Origin of the sequence: Streptomyces sp. NPDC007907 (genome assembly GCF_042959365.1) — a bacterium.
In the GTDB taxonomy this organism is placed as follows: Bacteria; Actinomycetota; Actinomycetes; order Streptomycetales; family Streptomycetaceae; genus Streptomyces; species Streptomyces indiaensis.
Window position 1 is genome coordinate 384,588 of sequence record NZ_JBIBKR010000006.1, and the last position, 18,584, is coordinate 403,171.

Genomic DNA, 18,584 nt, shown 5'->3' on the forward strand with positions numbered 1-18,584 from the left:
CTGCACAGTCCAGGGTAATGGACTCCGTCAGGTGCGTGAACCCTTTTTGCCGCTGTCCCAGGGCGTGAGACGTCACCGCCGGGATAGGTAGAGGTCGAACGCCTTGTGGAGCAGCCGGTTGAGCGGGTAGTCCCATTCGCCCAGGTACTCCACGGCCTCGCCCCCGGTGCCCACCTTGAAGCGGAGCAGGCCCAGCAGGTGGCTGGACTCCTCCAGGGTGTCGGTGATGCCGCGCAGGTCGTAGACGGAGGCGCCGAGTTCGTGCGCGTCGGTCATCATCCGCCACTGAAGGGCGCTGCTCGGCTGGACCTCGCGGCGGCGGCTCGTGGAGGCGCCGTAGGAGTACCAGACGTGGTCGCCGACGGTCAGCATGGTGGCCGCGGCGAGGACCTCGCCGTCGTGATAGGCGAGGTAGAGCCGCATCCGGTCGGGGTGTTCGGCGGTGAGCGCGCTCCACATGCGCTGGAAGTACGGCAGCGGGCGCGGGATGAAACGGTCCCGCTCGGCGGTCTCGCCGTACAGCTCGTGGAAGGCCGGCAGGTCCTCCAGGTCGCCGCGGACGATCTTCACCCCGGCCTTCTCCGCCTTCTTGATGTTGCGGCGCCACTGCTGGTTCAGGCCGTTGTGGATGTCCTCCAGCGACCGGCCGGCGAACGGCACCTGGAAGACGTAGCGGGGCTGTCCCGCGGCGAAGCCGTCCTCGCCGGTGGCCTCGGTCTGCCGCCAGCCCATGCGGCGCAGATGGTCGGCGACCTGGCCGGCCCTCGGTTCGTACGACGTCGCCCGCACGTCGCGCAGCCGCCGGGCGGCCGGGTCCGCGATGGCCGCCTTGACCGCGTCGGCGCTCCAGCGGCGCACCACGACCGGCGGGCCCATGCGCACCGCGAAGGCGCCCCGCCGTCTCAAGTGGGCGAGCATCGGCTCCAGCAGGCGGTCGAGTCCGGGCTCGTGCCAGTCGAGGAGGGGGCCCTCGGGCAGGTACGCGAAGTAGCGCGGCAGTCCGGGCAGCCGCGGCCCGGGCAGGGGGCGCAGCAGCACCAGTCCGGCGCCGACGAGCTGCCCGCCGTCGCCGAACCAGCCGAGGCTCTCCGCCTTCCAGTCGGGCTTCACCTCGCCCCAGGACGGCACCTGGGTGTGGCTGGCGGAGGGGCGGGCCGTGACGAACGCGAGGTGCTCGTCACGGGTGATCGGCTGGACGCGGACGCTCATGCGCGGGCTCCTTCGAGCAGCGGCCCTCGGCGGGCGGTGACTGGTTCCGCGAGCCTAGGAGCGGCGTCGGCCCTCCCCGGCTCAGACACTCGGGTCCACCGGCCCCGTGGCCCGAACGCCGCACCCGAGGGCCGGACCCCACCCATGGCCCGAACGCCGCACCCGAACGCCGCATCCGAGGGCCGGTCCGGTGCCCGAACGCCTCACGCCCCCTCGCGCCCGGGGTCCCCGTCCAGCGCCTCCGCCAGTACCTCCGCCACGTGCCTGCCCCGCACGCCGGCCAGTTGCTCCAGCTGGGTGCGGCAGGAGTAGCCGTCCGCGAGGACCACCGTGTCGTCCGGGGCGCCGCGCACCGACGGCAGGAGCTGTTCCTCCGCGCAGGCCGTGGACACCTCGAAGTGCCCTTTCTCGAAGCCGAAGTTGCCCGCGAGGCCGCAGCAGCCGCCGCTCAGTTCGCCGGTGAGCAGGGCCGCTTCCCGCAGCCGGCGGTCGGCGGCGTCGCCCAGCACCGCGTGCTGGTGGCAGTGGGTCTGCCCGGCCACCGGGCGGTCCACGCGCGGCGGTGTCCAGCCGGGGGCGTGGCGCTCCAGCGTCTCCGCGAAGGTGAGGACCTTCGCGGCGAGCCGGGCCGCGCGCGGATCGTCGTGCAGCAGCTCGGGGACGTCCGTGCGCAGGGCCGCGGCGCAGCTCGGCTCCAGGACGACGACCGGGGCGTCGGTCTCCAGGACCGGTTCCATCAGGTCGAGGGTGCGGCGCATGACGGCCCGGGCCCGGTCGAGCTGGCCCGTCGACACGTACGTCAGCCCGCAGCAGACCCGGCCCCGGCCGCGCAGCAGGGTCAGCGGGTCGAGGGCGACGGTCCTGCCGTCGCCCACCGGGGGCTTCTCCAGCCGCAGGGTCGGCGGCAGCGCCACCCGCAGCCCGGCCGCCTCCAACACCCGCACGGCTGCCTGCCCGACGGCCGGGGAGAGGTGCTCGGTGAAGGTGTCGGGCCACAGCACGACGAGCGGCCCCTGCCCTGCGCCTCCGGCACCGCCACGAGCAGACTCGCCGCCACCCCCGGCCCTGCGCCGCTCCCACCACCGGCTGAACGTCCGGGTCGCCAGCCGTGGGATCTCCCGCTCGGGCGCGATACCGCCCAGCCGTTTCGCCGCCCGGGCCAGCGGCCGTACCGCGGTCAGCGCGTTGACCAGCCACGCCGTGCGCGTCCGGGACACCACCCGCAGCCACACGGGCAACCGCCCCAGGGCGTGGTGCGCGGCGGGCCGGCGCCGCCCGGCGTAGTGCCGGTGCAGGAACTCCGCCTTGTACGTGGCCATGTCGACTCCGACCGGGCAGTCCGACCGGCAGCCCTTGCAGGACAGGCACAGGTCCAGCGCGTCCCGGACCTCCTCGGAGCGCCAGCCGTCCGTGACCACCTCACCGGCGAGCATCTCGTGCAGCAGCCGGGCCCGCCCGCGCGTGGAGTGCTCCTCCGCGCCCGTCGCCCGGAAGGACGGGCACATGACGCCCGCGCCGGACACCGAGGTCGTACGGCACTTGGCGACGCCCACGCAGCGCCGCACCGCCGCCGCGAAGTCGCCGCCGTCGGCGGGGTAGCCGAAGGCCACGTCGACCGGTTCGCGGGGCAGGACGGAGAAGCGCAGGCCGCTGTCCAGGGGCGCGGGGCGGACCAGCATCCCGGGGTTGAGCAGGTCGTCCGGGTCCCACACGCCCTTGACCCGCTCGAACAGGCCGACCATGTCGGCGCCGTACATCCGCGGCAGCAGTTCGGCCCGTGCCTGCCCGTCGCCGTGCTCCCCGGACAGCGACCCGCCGTGCGTCACCACCAGGTCGGCGAGCTCCTCGGAGAAGCGGCGGAAGCGGGCGACACCGGCCTCGGTGAGGAGGTCGAAGTCGATCCGGACGTGGATGCAGCCGTCCCCGAAGTGCCCGTACGGCGTGCCGCGCAGCCCGTGCGCCGCCATCAGCGCCCGGAAGTCCCGCAGATACGCCCCGAGCCGGGCGGGTGGCACCGCGCAGTCCTCCCAGCCGGGCCACGCCTCGGTGCCGTCCGGCATGCGCGTCGCCGTGCCGCTCGCGTCCTCCCGGATCCGCCACAGTGCCCGCTGCTCGGCCGGGTCGGTGACCACGCGCGCGTCCAGGACGTCGGCGGCCCGCACGATCGCCTCCGCACGCGCTTGTGCCTCGCCCGCCGACTCCCCGCCGGTCTCGACGAACAGCCAGGCCCCGCCCCGCGGCAGGTCGGCGGTGGACGGCACCAGGTCCGCCGCCATGCCCTCCACCGTCAGCGGGCCGAGAAGCAGCAGTCCGGACGCGGCCTCGGCCGCCGCGCTCTCGTCGGCGTAGCCCAGCACGGCCAGCGCACGCGCGCGGGGCGACTCGACGAGGCGTACGACGGCCTCCGTCAGGATGCCGAGCGTGCCCTCGGAGCCGCAGAAGGAGCGGGCCACGTCGGCGCCGTTCTCCGGCAGCAGGGCGTCGAGGGCGTATCCGGAGATGCGGCGGGGCAGCTCCGGGAAACCGGTGCGCAGCCGGGCGAGTTCCCCCTCGGCCAGGTCCCTCAGCCCGTCCGGCGCCCCGGCCCAGTCCCGCCCGAGCCGCAGCCGCCCGCCCCGGGCGGTGACGACGTCCAGCTCCCGCACGCTGTCCGCGGTCGTCCCCCACGCCACCGAGTGCGAGCCGCACGAGTTGTTGCCGATCATGCCGCCGAGCGTGCAGCGGCCGTGGGTGGAGGGGTCGGGGCCGAAGCGCAGGCCGTGCGGGGCGGCGGCCTCCTGGAGCCGATCCAGCACCAGCCCCGGCTGCACCACGGCCGTCCGCGCCTCGGGGTCCAGGGCGACCAGCCGGTTCATGTGCCGGGTGAAGTCCAGGACGACACCGGTGCCGGTGGCCTGCCCGGCGATGGAGGTGCCGCCGCCGCGGGCCACCACGGGCACGCCTCGCTCCCGGCACACCGCGAGCACCGCCGCCACGTCGTCGGCGTCGCGCGGAGCGACCACGCCCGCCGGGACCCGCCGGTAGTTGGACGCGTCCATGGTCGTCAGCGCCCGGGACGTGACGTCGAACCCGACCTCGCCCCGGACGACGGCACGCAGCCGTGCTTCGAGATCCGTCATGCGTCCAGGATGCATCCGGCCACTGCCCGTGACGGTGGGCTCAGCCCTTGACGGCCGAGCCGGCCACGCCCTCGACGAACCAGCGCTGGAAGAACGCGAAGACGATCAGCACGGGAAGCACCAGCAGCACACCGAAAGCGAGGATCTGGCCCCAGTCCGGCGGCTGCTGGCCCTGGAAGACGCTCATCTCCAGCGGCAGGGGGCGCACGGACGGGTCGGACACCATCAGCACCGGCCACAGGAAGGAGCCCCACTGGATGAGGAAGGTGAGGATGGCGACCGAGGCGAACACCGGCCTGGACATGGGCACGATGATCGCGAAGAAGGTCCGCCAGGGGCCCGCCCCGTCCAGCCTGGCCGCCTCCTCGATGCTCGTCGGGATCTTCTTGAAGAACGTGTGGAACTGGTAGATCGCGAAGGCGTTGGCGACGAACGGCAGCGCCTGGACGAACAGGGTGTTGCGCTGGCCGTTGAACATGTAGAACAGCGGCACCGCCACCGACTCGAACGGGATCAGCATCAGCAGCAGGACGAGGGTGAACACCGCGTTCTGCCCCCGCCACTTCAGCCGCGTCAGCCCGTAGGCCGCCATCGAGTTGACGATCAGCCCGCCCGTCACCACCACGAACGACAGCAGCACGGAGACGCCCATGAACTGCCAGAAGTAGCCGGTGCTCTCGGAGTTCAGGCTGTCGAGGACGGCTGTGTAGTTGTCGAAGGAGAGGTGGGTGGGCAGGAAGCCGGACAGGCCGTTCAGGACCTCGTCGGACGGCTTGAGGCTGCCGAGGAAGAGGTAGAGGGCGGGGAGGGCGAAGACGAACGCCAGGACGCTCAGGACGGTGTAGTCGAGGACGCGGCGCACGGGCGTGCGGGTCATGGCCATGGGCGGGTCAGTCCTCGTTGTCGGGCCGGACGACGCGGCGCTGGACGATGGTCAGGGCGACGACGATCAGGAAGAACACCACCGTGACGGCCGAGGCCTGGCCGATGTCGTTCTGGTCGAAGGCCGTGGTGACGGCCTGGTACATCACCGTGCGGGTGGCGTCCTCGTCCAGGCCGCCACCGCGGATGAGGACGTACACCTGGTCGAAGACGCGGAAGGACAGCACCGAGGTCAGCATCGCGACGAACACCAGGGTGCCGCGGATGCCGGGCAGGGTGACGTGCCGGAACTGCTGCCAGCGCGAGGCCCGGTCCAGTCGGGAGGCCTCGTAGAGCTCGCCGGGGATCTGCTGGAGGCCGGCGAGCAGGATGACCATCTGGAAGCCGACGCCCTGCCACACCGACAGCACGATGACCGAGGCCATCGCGGTGAGGCCGTCGCCGAGCCAGTCGAAGGCGCCCCAGTTGCCGAGACTCACCGTGTCCAGCAGGGAGTTGAGCATGCCCTCCTCGCTGCGGGCGAGGATCAGCCGCCAGATCACGGCGACCAGCGCCATCGGGAAGACCACCGGCATGAAGAAGAAGGACCGGAACAGGCCGATCGCCTTCAGCTTGCGGTTGAGCAGGATCGCCAGCGCCAGCGCGAGACCCGTCTGGAGCGGTACGACGACGACGGCGAAGGTCAGGTTGTTCAGCAGCGCTCGCAGGAACGGGCCGGACAGGTCAGGGTCGGTGAACAGCCGCCGGTAGTGCTCCACGCCGAAGAAGGCGGGCTCCAGCGGCGAGCCGAGGCGGACGTTGTAGAAGGAGAGCACCACGGCGTAGCCGAACGGGATGCCGACGAAGGCGATCAGCCCGACGACCGCCGGGGCGGACATCAGCAGCCCGTGCAGCCGGTCACGGTTGCCGCGCGCGGGACGCGGGGGCTTCCTGGCGGAGGCTGACGAGACGGCCTGCGGCGCCCGGCCTGGGGCCGCGGCCTGCGCGGGTTCCACGGTTTTCACGGGAGGGGTCCTCTTCCCGGCGGGGCGGGCCCGGCCGGCACACGGGCCGCGTCGTCGCGGCGCCATGTCACCGACGGCCCGCCCGGGCCGATGCGTCCTGCGGGTTACGGGATCTCGTAGCCGGCGTTGTCGGTGAAGTCCCGGTCGATGGCGCGGGCGGCCTTCCGCAGGGCTTCCTCGGGGTCGGCGCCGCCGTAGATCGAGTTGAGGGCCGTGTTGAACTTGGCCGTGACGGTGGGGTATCCGGCGGTCACCGGGCGGGTGACGGCGACGCAGGAGGAGGTGATGTCGCTGTCGCCGCACGGCTTGGCCAGCTGGTCGGCGAAGAGCTGGAGCGGGCCGCCCTTCTTGTACAGCTCGCTCTTGGCGAGGGCCGACTTGGTGGCGGGCACCGCGCCGTTGGCCTTCGTCATGGCGCCGACGTTGGTGTCGTTGAGCAGGTAGTCCAGGAAGGTGCCTGCGGCCTTGCCGTTCTTGCTGTCGGCGCCGATGCCCCACGCCCACGAACCCTGGCCGGTCTTGGGGCCGTTGCCGAAGTCGGGCAGCGGCAGCACGGCGAGGTCGTCCCCGAGGGCCTCGCTGTAGGCCGGGTAGTTCCAGTGGCCGACCCAGCTCAGCGCCACCTTGCCCTTGGCGAAGGCGTTGCCGTCGGTGTTGGGGTCGACGTAGGACTTCCAGGACTGGAAGGTCTTCAATGCGGAGACGGTCTTCGGGCTGTCGAGGGCGCCCTCCGCCTTGCCGTCCTTCAGCAGGGCGCCGCCGGCCGACCAGACGATCGGGGAGAAGCCGAAGGTCCCCCACTCGGAGGCCAGGCCGTACTGCTCCGAGATGTCGAGGATCTTGCCGTCGGAGTCCTTGCCCTTCAGTGCCGTGAGGGCCTTGCCGAACTCCTCGGCCGTCCAGGCGTCGTCCACGCCCTTCGGGTAGGTCACGCCGGCCGCGTCCAGCAGCTTCTTGTTGGCGTACAGGCCGAGCCCGGCGTCGAACATGCCCAGGCCGTAGTGCTTGCCGTCGATCTCGCCCTGCGCCTTGATCGCGTCCGTGGCGTTGGCGAGGGTCTTGGCGGAGACGTGGCCGTCTACCGGGGCGAGCTTGCTGTTGTAGACGAAGTTCGCCATCGTCGGGCCGTCGAACTCCAGCACGTCCGGCAGTTCGGCGGCGTCGGTGGCGGTGATGGTCTTCGTGTAGTCCTTCTCCGGTATGAGCTTCAGCTCGGCCTTGACGTCGCTCTGCGAGGAGTTGAAGGACTTCACCGCGTTCTGCAGCGCGGTCGCCTCGCCCGCCTGGCCCTGGTGGGCCCAGACGCTGATGGTGCCCTTGCCGCTGCCCTGTTCGGCGGAGGTGTCGGTGCCGCCTCCGCCCCCGCCGCAGGCGGCCAGCGCGGCCAGGGGCAGCAGGGCGAGGGCCGTCAGGCCCGTACGGCGGTGTCTTCCGTGGCCGGTGATCATGGTGGTGCCTCCGAGCGGGTGTGCGGTGGGTGCGCGGACGGTGGGGAGGGGCGGGGGGAGGAAAGGGGAGCAGGGGAAGCCGGGGGGTGCGGGGTTACCGCCGGCGGCCGGTGTGCGGCGGGGCGGTGGTCTCGCGGAGGATGAAGCGGATGGGCATCTCGACGGGGCGCGGCGGCCCGGCGTCCGGCTCGTCGAGCTGCGCGAGCAGCAGCCGGGCCGCCTCCCGGCCCTGGGCCGCGACCGGCTGGGCCACGGTGGTCAGCCCGACCACCTCGGACAGCTCGTGATCGTCGAAGCCGACCACGGACACGTCCTCCGGGACCCGCAGCCGGTGCCGGCGCAGGGCGCGCAGGGCGCCCATCGCCATCTCGTCGGACTGGGCGAACACGGCGGTCGGCGGCTGGCGCAGCGCCAGCAGTTCGGTCATGGCCCGCTCACCGCCCTCGACCGTGTAGCCGCCGTCCGCCTCCAGGGCGGGGTCGGGCTCGATCCCGGAGTCGGCGAGCACGTCCAGGTAGCCCTGCCGGCGGTCGAGGGGGGTGGTCCAGTGCAGCGGCTCGCTGGCGCCGGAGATCATGCCGATCCGCCGGTGGCCGAGGTTCACCAGGTGCCGTACAGCGCTCTCCGCGCCGCCCCGGTCGTCGATGCCGACCACCGTGAAGCCGGGCCGGGCGCCGCCGACCGTGGTCGCCAGCGGCACGTCCAGGGACCTGAGGGCGGCGGCCTCCTCCGGGTCGGGGATCAGCAGGGACAGCACGGCGTCGACCCGCTTGCGGATCGGCAGCTTGGTGAAGAAGCGCTTGCGGGCCTCGGGTGAGCCGAGGTTGTACAGGAGGACGTCGTAGCAGGCGGCGCTGAAGACCTTCTCGGCGGCGTCCAGCACGGTGCCGAAGAACCAGCGGCCGACGTACGGCACGACGACACCGATGGTGTAGGTGCGTCCGCTGGCCAGGCTGGAGGCCGAGCGCGAGGCGGTGTAGCCGAGGTCGGCGGCGACCGCGACGATCCGGGCCCGCATCTCCTCCGACACGCCGGGCCGGCCGCGCAGGGCGCGGGACACGGTGGACGCCGAGACCCCGGTGGCCTCGGCGACATCGGTGATGCTGACCGTCACGGGACGCTCCTAGATCGGGGGCACGCCGTCCGTTCGGGGTCGTCCGGAACACATCGGCGTGTGAGGGAGTGACGAGACCGTAAACCCGCACCTGCGGTTGCGCAAGCGTTTGCGTTCGGATTTACTTCGGCTGACTCCCAGAGGAACTCCCACCAGCACGATTACAGCGCACACGTTTGAGTGCCGCTGTCGGCAGACAGGACCTGTCCATGCGATACGCGCCGCCCGGCCTCTGCGTGAACGACTTCGACCTCCTGCGCCACGCGGACGGCACCTACACCGTGCTGCACCTCCAGGGGCCGTGGACGGACGAGTTCGACCACCTGCGCATGGAGACCTCCTACGGCCGGGCCACCTCCACCGACCTGGTCCACTGGGAACCGCAGGGCACGGCCTTCGGCAACGGCCTGCCGGGCAACTTCGACCAGCAGGCGGTGTGGACCATGCACGCCGTCCCGCAGGGCACCGGCACGGCCATGCTCTACACCGCCGTCTCCGGACTCACCCCGGGCGGCTGGCCCCTGCAATCGGTCGGCCTGGCCCGCTCCGAGCGCACCGACGGCACCGGCTGGCGCCGCCACGGCACCGGGCCGGTCGTCGAGGCGGACGGGCGCTGGTACCGCACGGGCGAACGCATGGGCTGGCGCGACCCCTTCGTCGTACGCGACGACGAGTCCGACGGCTGGGTCATGCTGGTCTGCGCCGCCGACGCCGCCCTGCCCGTCGAGGTCGGCGGCTGCGTCGCCTGGGCGACCTCCGCGGACCTGGAGCACTGGACCGTCCACCCGCCGCTGGTCTCCCCCGGTGACGTCGACGAGTTCGAGTGCCCGGTCCTGGAGCGCCTCGACGACGGCGGCTGGCTGCTGCTCGGCTCCATCGGCGCCACCCGGGGCTTCGAGGCGTGGACCGCTCCGCGCCTGCGCGGCCCGTGGACCCGCCGCGGCCCGCTCGGCCCGACGGGCGCGTACGCCCCGCGCGTCGTCACCGCCCCCGACGGCTCCCGCGTCGTGCTGCACACCACCCCGCGCCGCGTCGGCCTGACGGACACGGGTGAGCGCTGCCGCGGCATGCTCGCCCAGCCCAAGTCCCTCGTCGTACCGCGGGACGCGGCCCCCCGCCTGGAATGGTGGCCCGGCCTGGACCCCTGGCTCGGCGAGGAGACCTACGACGCCCCCCTGCACGCGGTCGGCGACGTCGACCTCTCGGGACGCACCGACATCACCCTGCGCACGCATGTCTCCGACGGGGACCGGCCCGCGCTCACGGTCGGCTGCGACGGCAAGAACCTCCGCGTCACCGGCCCCGACGGCATCCCGCTCGGCGAGACCCTCCTGCCGGAACCCGCCACCCGCCTGCGCGTCCTCACCGTCGGTGAGTACGTCGAGGTCTACGCCGACGGCGTCTTCGTCCTCACCACCCTGTGCTACTCCGGCCGCCCCGCCCCCTGGACGGCCGCCGGCGAGGACGGGGTCCGGCCCGTCGCCGTGCGTCCCCTCCGGCTGCCGGACCCGCACCGCGACGACGCCTCGGCCGTCTGGCCCGGCCCGGCCCCGCGCTGACCCGTCCACTTTCCGTCTCACCCGACGGACGACGTTTCGCCCGCGTTTCCGGAAACGGCTACGCTCCCCTCCGTGGCTGAGATCCAGATTCCCTCTGACATCAAGCCCGCGGACGGACGTTTCGGCGCGGGTCCCTCCAAGGTGCGGACGGAGGCGCTGGACGCCCTCGCCGCCACCGGCACCTCCCTCATGGGCACCTCCCACCGCCAGGCCCCCGTCAAGAACCTGGTCGGCCAGGTGCGCGAGGGCATCAGCGAACTGTTCCAGCTCCCCGACGGCTACGAGGTGATCCTCGGCAACGGCGGCTCCACCGCGTTCTGGGACATCGCGACGCACGGCCTGATCGAGAACAAGTCGCAGCACCTGAACTTCGGCGAGTTCTCCTCGAAGTTCGCCAAGGCCGCCAAGCTGGCCCCGTGGCTGGCCGAGCCGGACGTCATCGCGTCCGACCCGGGCACCCACCCCGAGGCGGTCGCCGAGGCGGGCGTGGACGTCTACGCGTTCACCCACAACGAGACCTCGACCGGTGTCGCCATGCCGATCAAGCGCGTGGCCGGTGCCGACGAGGGCGCCCTGGTCCTGGTGGACGCCACCTCCGGCGCCGGCGGCCTGCCCGTCGACGTCTCCGAGACGGACGTCTACTACTTCGCCCCGCAGAAGTCCTTCGCCTCCGACGGCGGCCTGTGGATCGGCGTGTTCTCCCCGGCCGCGATCGAGCGCGCCGAGCGCGTCCACGCCTCGGGCCGCCACATCCCGGAGTTCTTCTCGCTGCCGACGGCGATCGACAACTCCCGCAAGAACCAGACGTACAACACCCCGGCGCTGGCCACCCTCTTCCTGCTGAACCAGCAGCTGGAGTGGATCAACGGCCAGGGCGGCCTGGACTGGTCGGTCCGGCGCACCGCCACCTCCGCCCGCACGCTGTACGGCTGGGCCGAGGACATCAAGTACGCCAACCCGTTCGTCACCGACCCGGCCAAGCGCTCGCAGGTCATCGGCACGATCGACTTCACCGACGAGGTCGACGCCGCCGCCGTCGCGAAGGTGCTGCGCGCCAACGGCATCGTCGACACCGAGCCGTACCGCAAGCTGGGCCGCAACCAGCTGCGCGTCGCGATGTTCCCGGCGATCGACCCGGCGGACATCGAGGCGCTCACGAAGTGCGTCGACTACGTGATCGAGAAGCTCTGACCTTCTCGCGCGGGTGAGTGTCGAGGGCGTCCCGCCGGTGCGGGGCGCCCTCTCCCGTGCTCAGGCCGGCGTCGAGCGCGCCACCCGGAACCCCACGTCGTCGATCCGGAACGTCGGATGGCTCCGGCGGCGCACCGAGGCGCGGCAGCTCCAGTGCTCGTCGGACCAGCCGCCGCCGCGCAGCACCCGGTAGGTGCCGTAGACCTCGGGGTCGTAGATGTCCCAGCACCAGTCCCAGACGTTGCCCAGCATGTCGTACAGGCCCCAGGCGTTGGGCTGCTTGCCGCCCACAGGGTGGACGCGGTCGTCGGCGTTGCCGCGGTACCAGGCGATCTCGTCGAGCGGGCCATAGCGGGGGCCGGTGCCGCCGGCCCGGCAGGCGTGTTCCCACTCGGCCTCGGTCGGCAGCCGGTAGCCGTCGGCGGTGGTGTCCCAGCCGGCGGCCTCGGCGCCGGGCCGGACCGCGTAGGCGGGGGTCAGACCCTCGCTCCGGGACAGGGCGTTGCAGAACCGGATCGCGTCCCACCAGGACACGCCCTCCACGGGCAGGAGCTCACCCCGGGCCGTGCTCGGACGCTCGCCGGTGACCTGGGCGTACCACTCCTGCGTGACCGGGAACGCCGACATCCGGAACGACGCGACCTCCACCGCCCAACTGCGCTGCGTCCGCCGGTCGGACAGCGTGACGGGCCCCGCCGGGACATCCACCATGTCGTCGTTCATGCGCGCTCCCCCATGACCGGACATCTTAAGGGCGCCCGGCGAACATCGCCGGGCGCCCCCGTGTCGTTCCGTCAGGCCCGGGTCACCGGGTCGCTCAGCGGCCGAACCCCAGGATGCCGCGCAGGCTGTCGCCGACCCCCGCGACGGCGGGCTGCGTCGCGCCGGCCGCCCGCTGCGCCGCGGCCTGCGGCTTCGGGTCGGCGGTCTTCTTGCAGACCGCGTCCGCCACGCCGTTGCCGTGCGGGACCTTGCCGTTGGTCAGGTACGTGGCGAGGTGCTTGTCGAGGCAGGCGTTGCCGCTCAGCGTGATGCCGTGGTTGCCGCCGCCCTGCTCCACCACCAGGCTGGAGCCCTTCAGCAGGCGGTGCATGGTGACGCCGCCCTGGTAGGGGGTGGCCGCGTCGTCCGTCGCCTGGAACAGCAGCACCGGCGGGAGCTTGCTGTTGGAGACGTTCACCGGCTTCAGCGACTTCGTCGGCCAGAACGCGCACGGCGCGTTGTACCAGGCGTTGTTCCAGGCCATGAACGGCGCCTTCTCGTACACCGCCCAGTTGTCCTTGCGCCACTGCTTCCAGTCGCGCGGCCAGGACACGTCACGGCACTGCACCGCGGTGTAGACGCTGTAGCCGTTGTCGCCGGAGGCGTCGATCGCCGCGATGGTGTCGTAGGCCTTGACCAGTGCGGCGGTGTCGTGGTTGTTGACGTAGGCCGCGAACGTCTGGGCGAGCGTGGGCCAGTAGGCGTTGTTGTAGCCGCCGGGTATGAAGATGTCCTCCAGCTCGGAGGCGCCCACCTTGCCGCCCGCGGGCTTCTTGGCCAGGGCCGCCCGCATGGCGTACCACTTGGCCTCGATCTTCTTCGGGTCGGTGCCGAGCTTGTAGGTGCCGTTGTACTTGGCTATCCACGCCATGAGCGCCTTGTGGCGCTTGTCGAAGGCGTAGTCCTGCTGGATGTTGTCGTCGTACCAGACGCCGGTCGGGTCGACGATCGAGTCCAGCACCAGGCGCCGCACCCGCTCGGGGAACAGCTTGGCGTAGACCGCGCCCAGGTAGGTGCCGTACGAGTAGCCGAAGTAGTTGATCTTCGACGCGCCGAGGGCCTTGCGGATGGAGTCCATGTCCTTCACGGCGCTGACCGTGTCGATGTACGGCAGGACGTCCTTGTACTTCGTGCCGCAGGCCTTCGCGAAGGCCTTGGCGCGCGCGAGGTTGGCCTTCTCCAGCGCCGGCGTGCTGGGCACGGAGTCGGGGCGGACCGGGTCGAAATGGCCCGGCTTGCAGTCGAGGGCGGGCTGGCTCTCGCCCACTCCGCGCGGGTCGAAGCCGATCACGTCGTACTGGGCGGCGACCGCCTTGGGCAGGGAGGACGCGACGAACGAGGCCAGCGACAGACCGCTGCCGCCGGGGCCACCGGGGTTGACCAGCAGCGGGCCCTGGGACTTCGAGGCGGTGTGCGGCACGCGGGACAGCGCCAGCGTGATCTGCTTCCCCCGCGGCTTCGCGTAGTCGAGCGGTACCTTGACCGACCCGCACTGGAGCGTCGGGGCGTCGTCGGTCCCGCACTTCTTCCAGGTGACCTTCGCCGCGGCGGTCGTCACGGCGGTGTTCGCGGAGTGCGACGCGCTGGCGTCGGCGGGGGCGGCGGTGAGCGTCCCGGCCAGGACGACCGTGGCGCCGCACAGGACGGCTGCGCTTCTTCTCATGGAGTTCTCTCGCAACGGTGAGGGGGGTTGGGCCCGTGAGGGACACGGGCCGTGCCGCATCGTTTCGGAAGAGCACACGCCACACGTACGCATTCGACCAAGACTTGACCGAATCGAGTCATAGCAAGTTCTCAGACACCCCTGGGAAACGGTGAGTTCTGGCCATTTCGGACAGGCCGCGCCGCCCCCGGTACGCCCGGCGGCCACCGGGCGTACCGCCTCACTCCGTGATCACGTGGCCGTGCACCGAAGGCCCGGCACGCTCCCACCACCGGGCGCACCGCCCAGGCCGAAGCTCGCCGAACCCGCCACCGGCACACTCCCGTTGTGCGCGGCGTTGACCGCCGTGACGGTCGCCCCGCTCTGGGTGTGCGACGCGTTCCACATGCTCGTGACCTTCTGGGAGCCGCTCCAAGTCCAGCTCACCTGCCAGGACTTCAACGGAACGCCGCCCGTGTTGCTCACCTTCACCTCGGCGTTGAACCCGCCGCCCCAGTCGCTGCTGATGGTGTAGGCGGCGGTGCAGGCGGGCGTGGAGCCGCCGGGGTCGCCGGGCCCGGGGCCGGGGGTGCCGGAGTCGAAGGCAGGCGCCTTGACGGACGCCAGGTACGCGTCCTTCGCGGTGTCGACCGTCTGCCAGTCGTCCTTCAGGATGCCGCCGGTGTCACCGGAGTTGGGGTTCCAGGACCAGAACGTCCAGTGGAAGCTGTCGGCCCCGTACGCCGACGTCGAGCGCAGGTACGTCACCAGCTCGGCCAGCCACTTCTGGTCCACCGCGGGCTGAAGGGTCGTACCGAACTCGCCGAGCCACACCGGGGCGATGTTCTGCTTGAAGACGTAGCCCCAGTACTTGTCCCAGATCCCCGGCAGGTTGGCGGGGAAGGACGGGTCCGAGAACCAGGACTGCTGCGCCACCGACGTCGCGTAGTCGTGCGCCGAGTACACCAGCCGGTCCGGGACGTCCAGCTGGACCGGGTACTGCGCCACGCCCATGAGGTTGCCGCCCCACCAGCCGCTCGTGCCGTTGAACGACTGCACGCCCTCGACCATGATCAGCAGATCGGGGTTGACCGACAGCACCGCGTTGCCCGCGCGCTGGGCGGCCAGGCGCCAGTCGCGGGAAGTGTCGCCGCAGCCCCAGCAGGCCGGGTCGTGCGGCTCGTTGTGCAGGTCGATGCCGATCACGGTGGAGTTGCCCTTGTAGCGCGCGGCCAGGGCCTTGAGGTTGGTGATCCACGTCGACTCGGGGACCGACGCGGTGTACCAGAGGGCCGACTGGCCCGCCGCGTCCGGACGGTGGCGGTCCAGGACGACCTTGAGGCCGGACTGCCCCGCGTAGGCGACGATCCTGTCCAGGACCTGGAGGGACGTCAGCCCGCGCAGGTCCGTGTTCTTGCCGTCGGTGTTGATGCTGTCCGGCATGGTGCCCGGCTTGAGGATGTCGTCGCTGTAGGGCATGCGGAGGGTGTTGTAGCCGAGCGACCTCATCTGGTCGATCATGCTCTTGTAGTCGCGGGCCCACAGGCCGTGGACGACGTGGTTGCCGGTCTCGAAGCCGAACCAGTTGATGCCGGCGATACGGACCGGCTGCCCGGCCGCGTCCAGGATCTGCCGGCCGCTGGTGTGCCAGTAACCGGCACCGGCGGCCTCGGCGGTGCCGTCCGCCCGGGCCGACTGCACGCCCGCCAGCGGTAACAGGAGCGCCGCGGCAACACACAGCGCTCTGCGCAGAGTGCGGAACATGTGGCTGCTTCCTCTCGGGTTCCTCGGGGAGGGGAGAGCGCGGCACCCGGAACAGACTGGGAGCGCTCCCATCGTGCCGCGCACCTCCCAGAGAACTGACACAACATGAACACGTCAAGACTCTGGGGGTGTGCGGCCGATCGGGCCGGGAGGTGTGCGGCCGATCCGGCCGGGAGATGTGCGGCCGATCCGGCCGGAGGTGGGCGACCGCTCCGGCCGCTAGCGGCTCAGCTTCCTGAACCGCCGTACGGCCAGCGGAAGGAAGATCGCCGTCAGGATCACCGGCCACACCCCGGCCATCAGCAGCGCGTGCTGCTCCACCCAGGAGTCACCGCCCCCGACCGGCGTTCCGAACAGCTCACGGGTCGCCGCCGCCGTGGAGGAGATCGGGTTCCAGGCCGCCACCCAGCCCAGCCAGTCGGGCATCAACTGCGGTGCGACGAAGATGCTGGAGATCATCGTCAGCGGGAAGGCGACGGCGAACAGACCGCCCGCCGCCTCCGGGTTGGGCACCAGCAGGCCGAGCCACACACCGATCCAGATCAGCGCGAACCGCAGCCAGAGCAGCAGTCCGAACGCGGCGAGGAAGCCGAAGCCGCCGTCCGGGCGCCAGCCCATGGCGAGGGCCGTCAGCATCATGATCGCCAACTCGGCGCAGGCCACGAGCAGATCGGTGACGCCACGCCCGGCCACCACGGCCGAGGAGGCCATCGGCATGGAGCGGAAGCGGTCGATGACGCCCTTGGTGGAGTCGTAGACCACGACGGTCGCCGTGTTGATGAAGCCGAACGCCATGGTCATCACGAACATGCCCGGCATCAGGAAGTCCTGGTAGTCCCCGCCGCCCGGTACCGTCATCGCGCTGCCGAAGACATAGCCGTAGAGCAGCACGGACAGGATCGGGAAGCCCAGTTGCCAGGCGATGTTGACCGGCTGGCGCTGGTAGTGGGTCAGGCCGCGGCGGACGATGTTCCAGCAGTCGGCGAGCAGCCAGTACGTGCTGCTCCGGGTGCTCGGCGTGCTCAGGTCGGTGGCGCTCACGCCGCGGCCTCCTTCTCGGTGCGGTGTCCGGTCAGGCGCAGGAACACGTCGTCGAGGCTCGGCCTGCGCAGCCCGATGTCCTCGACGCGGACGCCCTCGTCCTGGAGCGTCCGCGCGACCTCGGTGAGGGCGGCGACCCGGTCGGTGACGGGGGCGTGCACCCGCAACTCCGTCTCGTCCGCCTGGGGTTCGCCGTCCGTGACCCGGGCGACGACCTTCACCACCCGCGGGATCTCGGCCCGCTCGGCGACCACCACCTCGATGCGGTCGCCGCCGACCAGGTTCTTCAGTCCGTCCAGGGTGTCGTCGGCGATGGCCCGCCCCTGGTCGATGACGGTGATGCGGGAGGCGAGCTTGTCGGCCTCCTCCAGGTACTGCGTGGTGAGCAGCACGGTCGTGCCGCCCGCCACCAACGCCCGCACGGACTCCCAGACTTCGCCCCGGCTGCGGGGGTCGAGGCCGGTCGTCGGCTCGTCGAGGAAGAGGACGGCCGGGGCCAGGATCATCGACGCGGCGAGGTCGAGGCGGCGCCGCATGCCACCGCTGTACTTCCCCACGCCCTTGTCGGCGGCGTCGGTCAGGTCGAACTGCTCCAGCAGCTCGACGGCCCGCAGCCGGGCCCGCTTGCCGCCGAGGTGGAACAGGCGGCCGAACATCTCCAGGTTCTGCCGGCCGGTGAGCACCTCGTCGACCGCCGCGTACTGGCCGGTGAGGCCGATCCGGGCCCGCACCTCGCGCGCCTGCCGGGCGACGTCGAGCCCGGCGACCGTCGCCCGGCCCCCGTCCAGCCGGATCAGCGTGGACAGGATGCGGACGGCGGTGGTCTTGCCCGCCCCGTTCGGCCCGAGCAGGCCGTGCACCGTGCCCTCGCGCACCTCCAGGTCGAAGCCGTCGAGGGCGCGCTTCTCGCCGTACCTCTTCTCCAGCGCCTCGGCCCGCACCGCGTATCCGTCCATGCCGCCCCCTCCCGTGCGCCCGTGCCCCGTCGGCACCGAACTGAGTACACCGTACCCGATTACGCGTACGCCGTACCCAGTTTTTTCGCGGGGTCCTAAGCTGGACTCCATGACGAGCGGCACGAGTGGCACGGGCGGTACGGAGACCAGCGGCAGCGGCGACATCGCCCGCACGCTCGAACTGCTGTGGGACACCGGCCGCCGGCCCAGCCGGGGCCCCAAGCCGACCCTGACGCTGGACCGGATCGTGGAAGCGGCCGTCCAGGTGGCGGACGCCGAGGGGCTGGAGGGCCTCTCCATGCGCCGCGTCGCCGCCGAACTCGGCACCGGCACCATGTCGCTGTACCGGTACGTGCCCGGCAAGGGCGAGCTGCTCGACCTGATGCTGGACCGGGTGCAGCGGCCCTCCGAGAACCCCGCCGACCTCGGCGACGGCGGCTGGCGGGCGGCCCTGGAGGCACTGGCCCGCGCCACCCTCGCCCTCTACCGCGGCCACCCCTGGCTGCTCCAGGTCAACCAGTCCCGCCCGATCCTCGGACCGAGCGCCCTCGACGGCATGGAGAAGGTGCTGACCCGGATCCGCCCGATGGGACTGAGCGACCCCGAGCTGGTCTCCGCGATCATCATGATCGACGGCTATGTCGTCGGGGCCGCGCGCACGCAGCTGTACCAGTTGGAGGCGGAGCGCCGGACGGGCCTCACGGACGCCGAGTTCTGGCAGGCGCAGGTCCCGGTCCTGGAGAAGGCCATGGCCTCGGGCCGCTACCCGGTGATGGCGTCACTGTCCGAGGACGCCTTCGGGCAGGACTTCGACCACTTCGAGTTCGGGCTGCAGCGGATCCTGGACGGTTTGGAGGTGCTGGTGGAGGGCCGCAGGAACGGTGGGTGACCGA

General features: G+C 71.8%; 14 protein-coding genes. 3 read left to right on the forward strand and 11 right to left on the reverse strand.

Going from position 1 to position 18,584, the window contains the following annotated elements; genetic code table 11:
- Positions 1–72: 72 nt before the first annotated feature.
- From ACFZDI_RS26195 to ACFZDI_RS26220, 6 genes are all read right to left on the reverse strand, one after another.
- Complete coding sequence (locus ACFZDI_RS26195) at positions 73–1,209, reverse strand: peptidoglycan bridge formation glycyltransferase FemA/FemB family protein (protein WP_391253670.1); 1,137 nt, start codon at positions 1,207–1,209, stop codon at positions 73–75.
- 203 nt (positions 1,210–1,412) lie between these two features.
- Complete coding sequence (locus ACFZDI_RS26200) at positions 1,413–4,328, reverse strand: FAD-linked oxidase C-terminal domain-containing protein (protein WP_391253672.1); 2,916 nt, start codon at positions 4,326–4,328, stop codon at positions 1,413–1,415.
- Positions 4,329–4,368: 40 nt separating this feature from the next.
- Positions 4,369–5,211 (reverse strand): carbohydrate ABC transporter permease, encoded by an 843-nt coding sequence (locus ACFZDI_RS26205; protein WP_234849631.1) that lies wholly within the window; start codon positions 5,209–5,211, stop codon positions 4,369–4,371.
- Positions 5,212–5,218: 7 nt separating this feature from the next.
- Positions 5,219–6,214: a carbohydrate ABC transporter permease gene (locus ACFZDI_RS26210; protein WP_234849632.1), complete on the reverse strand. Its 996-nt coding sequence runs from the start codon at positions 6,212–6,214 to the stop codon at positions 5,219–5,221.
- Positions 6,215–6,318: 104 nt separating this feature from the next.
- Positions 6,319–7,662, reverse strand: coding sequence for an extracellular solute-binding protein (locus ACFZDI_RS26215; protein WP_391253675.1), 1,344 nt, complete (start codon positions 7,660–7,662; stop codon positions 6,319–6,321).
- A 94-nt stretch (positions 7,663–7,756) separates the two neighbouring features.
- On the reverse strand, positions 7,757–8,776 hold the full coding sequence (locus ACFZDI_RS26220) for a substrate-binding domain-containing protein (protein ID WP_391253677.1): 1,020 nt from the start codon (positions 8,774–8,776) through the stop codon (positions 7,757–7,759).
- A gap of 209 nt (positions 8,777–8,985) precedes the next feature.
- Here ACFZDI_RS26220 and ACFZDI_RS26225 point away from each other — a divergent pair, with 209 nt between their 5' ends.
- Both ACFZDI_RS26225 and serC read left to right on the forward strand, forming a co-directional pair.
- A complete protein-coding gene (locus tag ACFZDI_RS26225) occupies positions 8,986–10,335 on the forward strand; it encodes a mucin-1 (protein ID WP_391253679.1) in 1,350 nt (449 codons plus the stop codon).
- A gap of 72 nt (positions 10,336–10,407) precedes the next feature.
- Positions 10,408–11,526, forward strand: coding sequence for a phosphoserine transaminase (gene serC / locus ACFZDI_RS26230; protein ID WP_391253680.1), 1,119 nt, complete (start codon positions 10,408–10,410; stop codon positions 11,524–11,526).
- Positions 11,527–11,586: 60 nt separating this feature from the next.
- On the opposite strand, the gene ACFZDI_RS26235 is transcribed toward serC, so the two are convergent.
- The 5 genes from ACFZDI_RS26235 to ACFZDI_RS26255 form a co-directional block, all read right to left on the reverse strand.
- Positions 11,587–12,249, reverse strand: coding sequence for an SUMF1/EgtB/PvdO family nonheme iron enzyme (locus tag ACFZDI_RS26235; RefSeq protein ID WP_391253682.1), 663 nt, complete (start codon positions 12,247–12,249; stop codon positions 11,587–11,589).
- Positions 12,250–12,343: 94 nt separating this feature from the next.
- Complete coding sequence (locus ACFZDI_RS26240; RefSeq protein ID WP_391253684.1) at positions 12,344–13,951, reverse strand: alpha/beta fold hydrolase; 1,608 nt, start codon at positions 13,949–13,951, stop codon at positions 12,344–12,346.
- A 231-nt stretch (positions 13,952–14,182) separates the two neighbouring features.
- Positions 14,183–15,694, reverse strand: coding sequence for a cellulase family glycosylhydrolase (locus ACFZDI_RS26245; protein ID WP_391253686.1), 1,512 nt, complete (start codon positions 15,692–15,694; stop codon positions 14,183–14,185).
- Positions 15,695–15,913: 219 nt separating this feature from the next.
- The gene (locus ACFZDI_RS26250; protein ID WP_234850210.1) at positions 15,914–16,735 is read right to left on the reverse strand and encodes an ABC transporter permease; all 822 of its coding nucleotides are present in this window, start codon (positions 16,733–16,735) and stop codon (positions 15,914–15,916) included.
- The gene (locus ACFZDI_RS26255; protein ID WP_391253688.1) at positions 16,732–17,691 is read right to left on the reverse strand and encodes an ATP-binding cassette domain-containing protein; all 960 of its coding nucleotides are present in this window, start codon (positions 17,689–17,691) and stop codon (positions 16,732–16,734) included. Before ACFZDI_RS26255 ends, ACFZDI_RS26250 begins: the two co-directional genes overlap by 4 nt.
- Positions 17,692–17,800: 109 nt before the next feature.
- Here ACFZDI_RS26255 and ACFZDI_RS26260 point away from each other — a divergent pair, with 109 nt between their 5' ends.
- A complete protein-coding gene (locus tag ACFZDI_RS26260; protein WP_234850212.1) occupies positions 17,801–18,580 on the forward strand; it encodes a TetR/AcrR family transcriptional regulator in 780 nt (259 codons plus the stop codon).
- Positions 18,581–18,584: the final 4 nt, after the last annotated feature.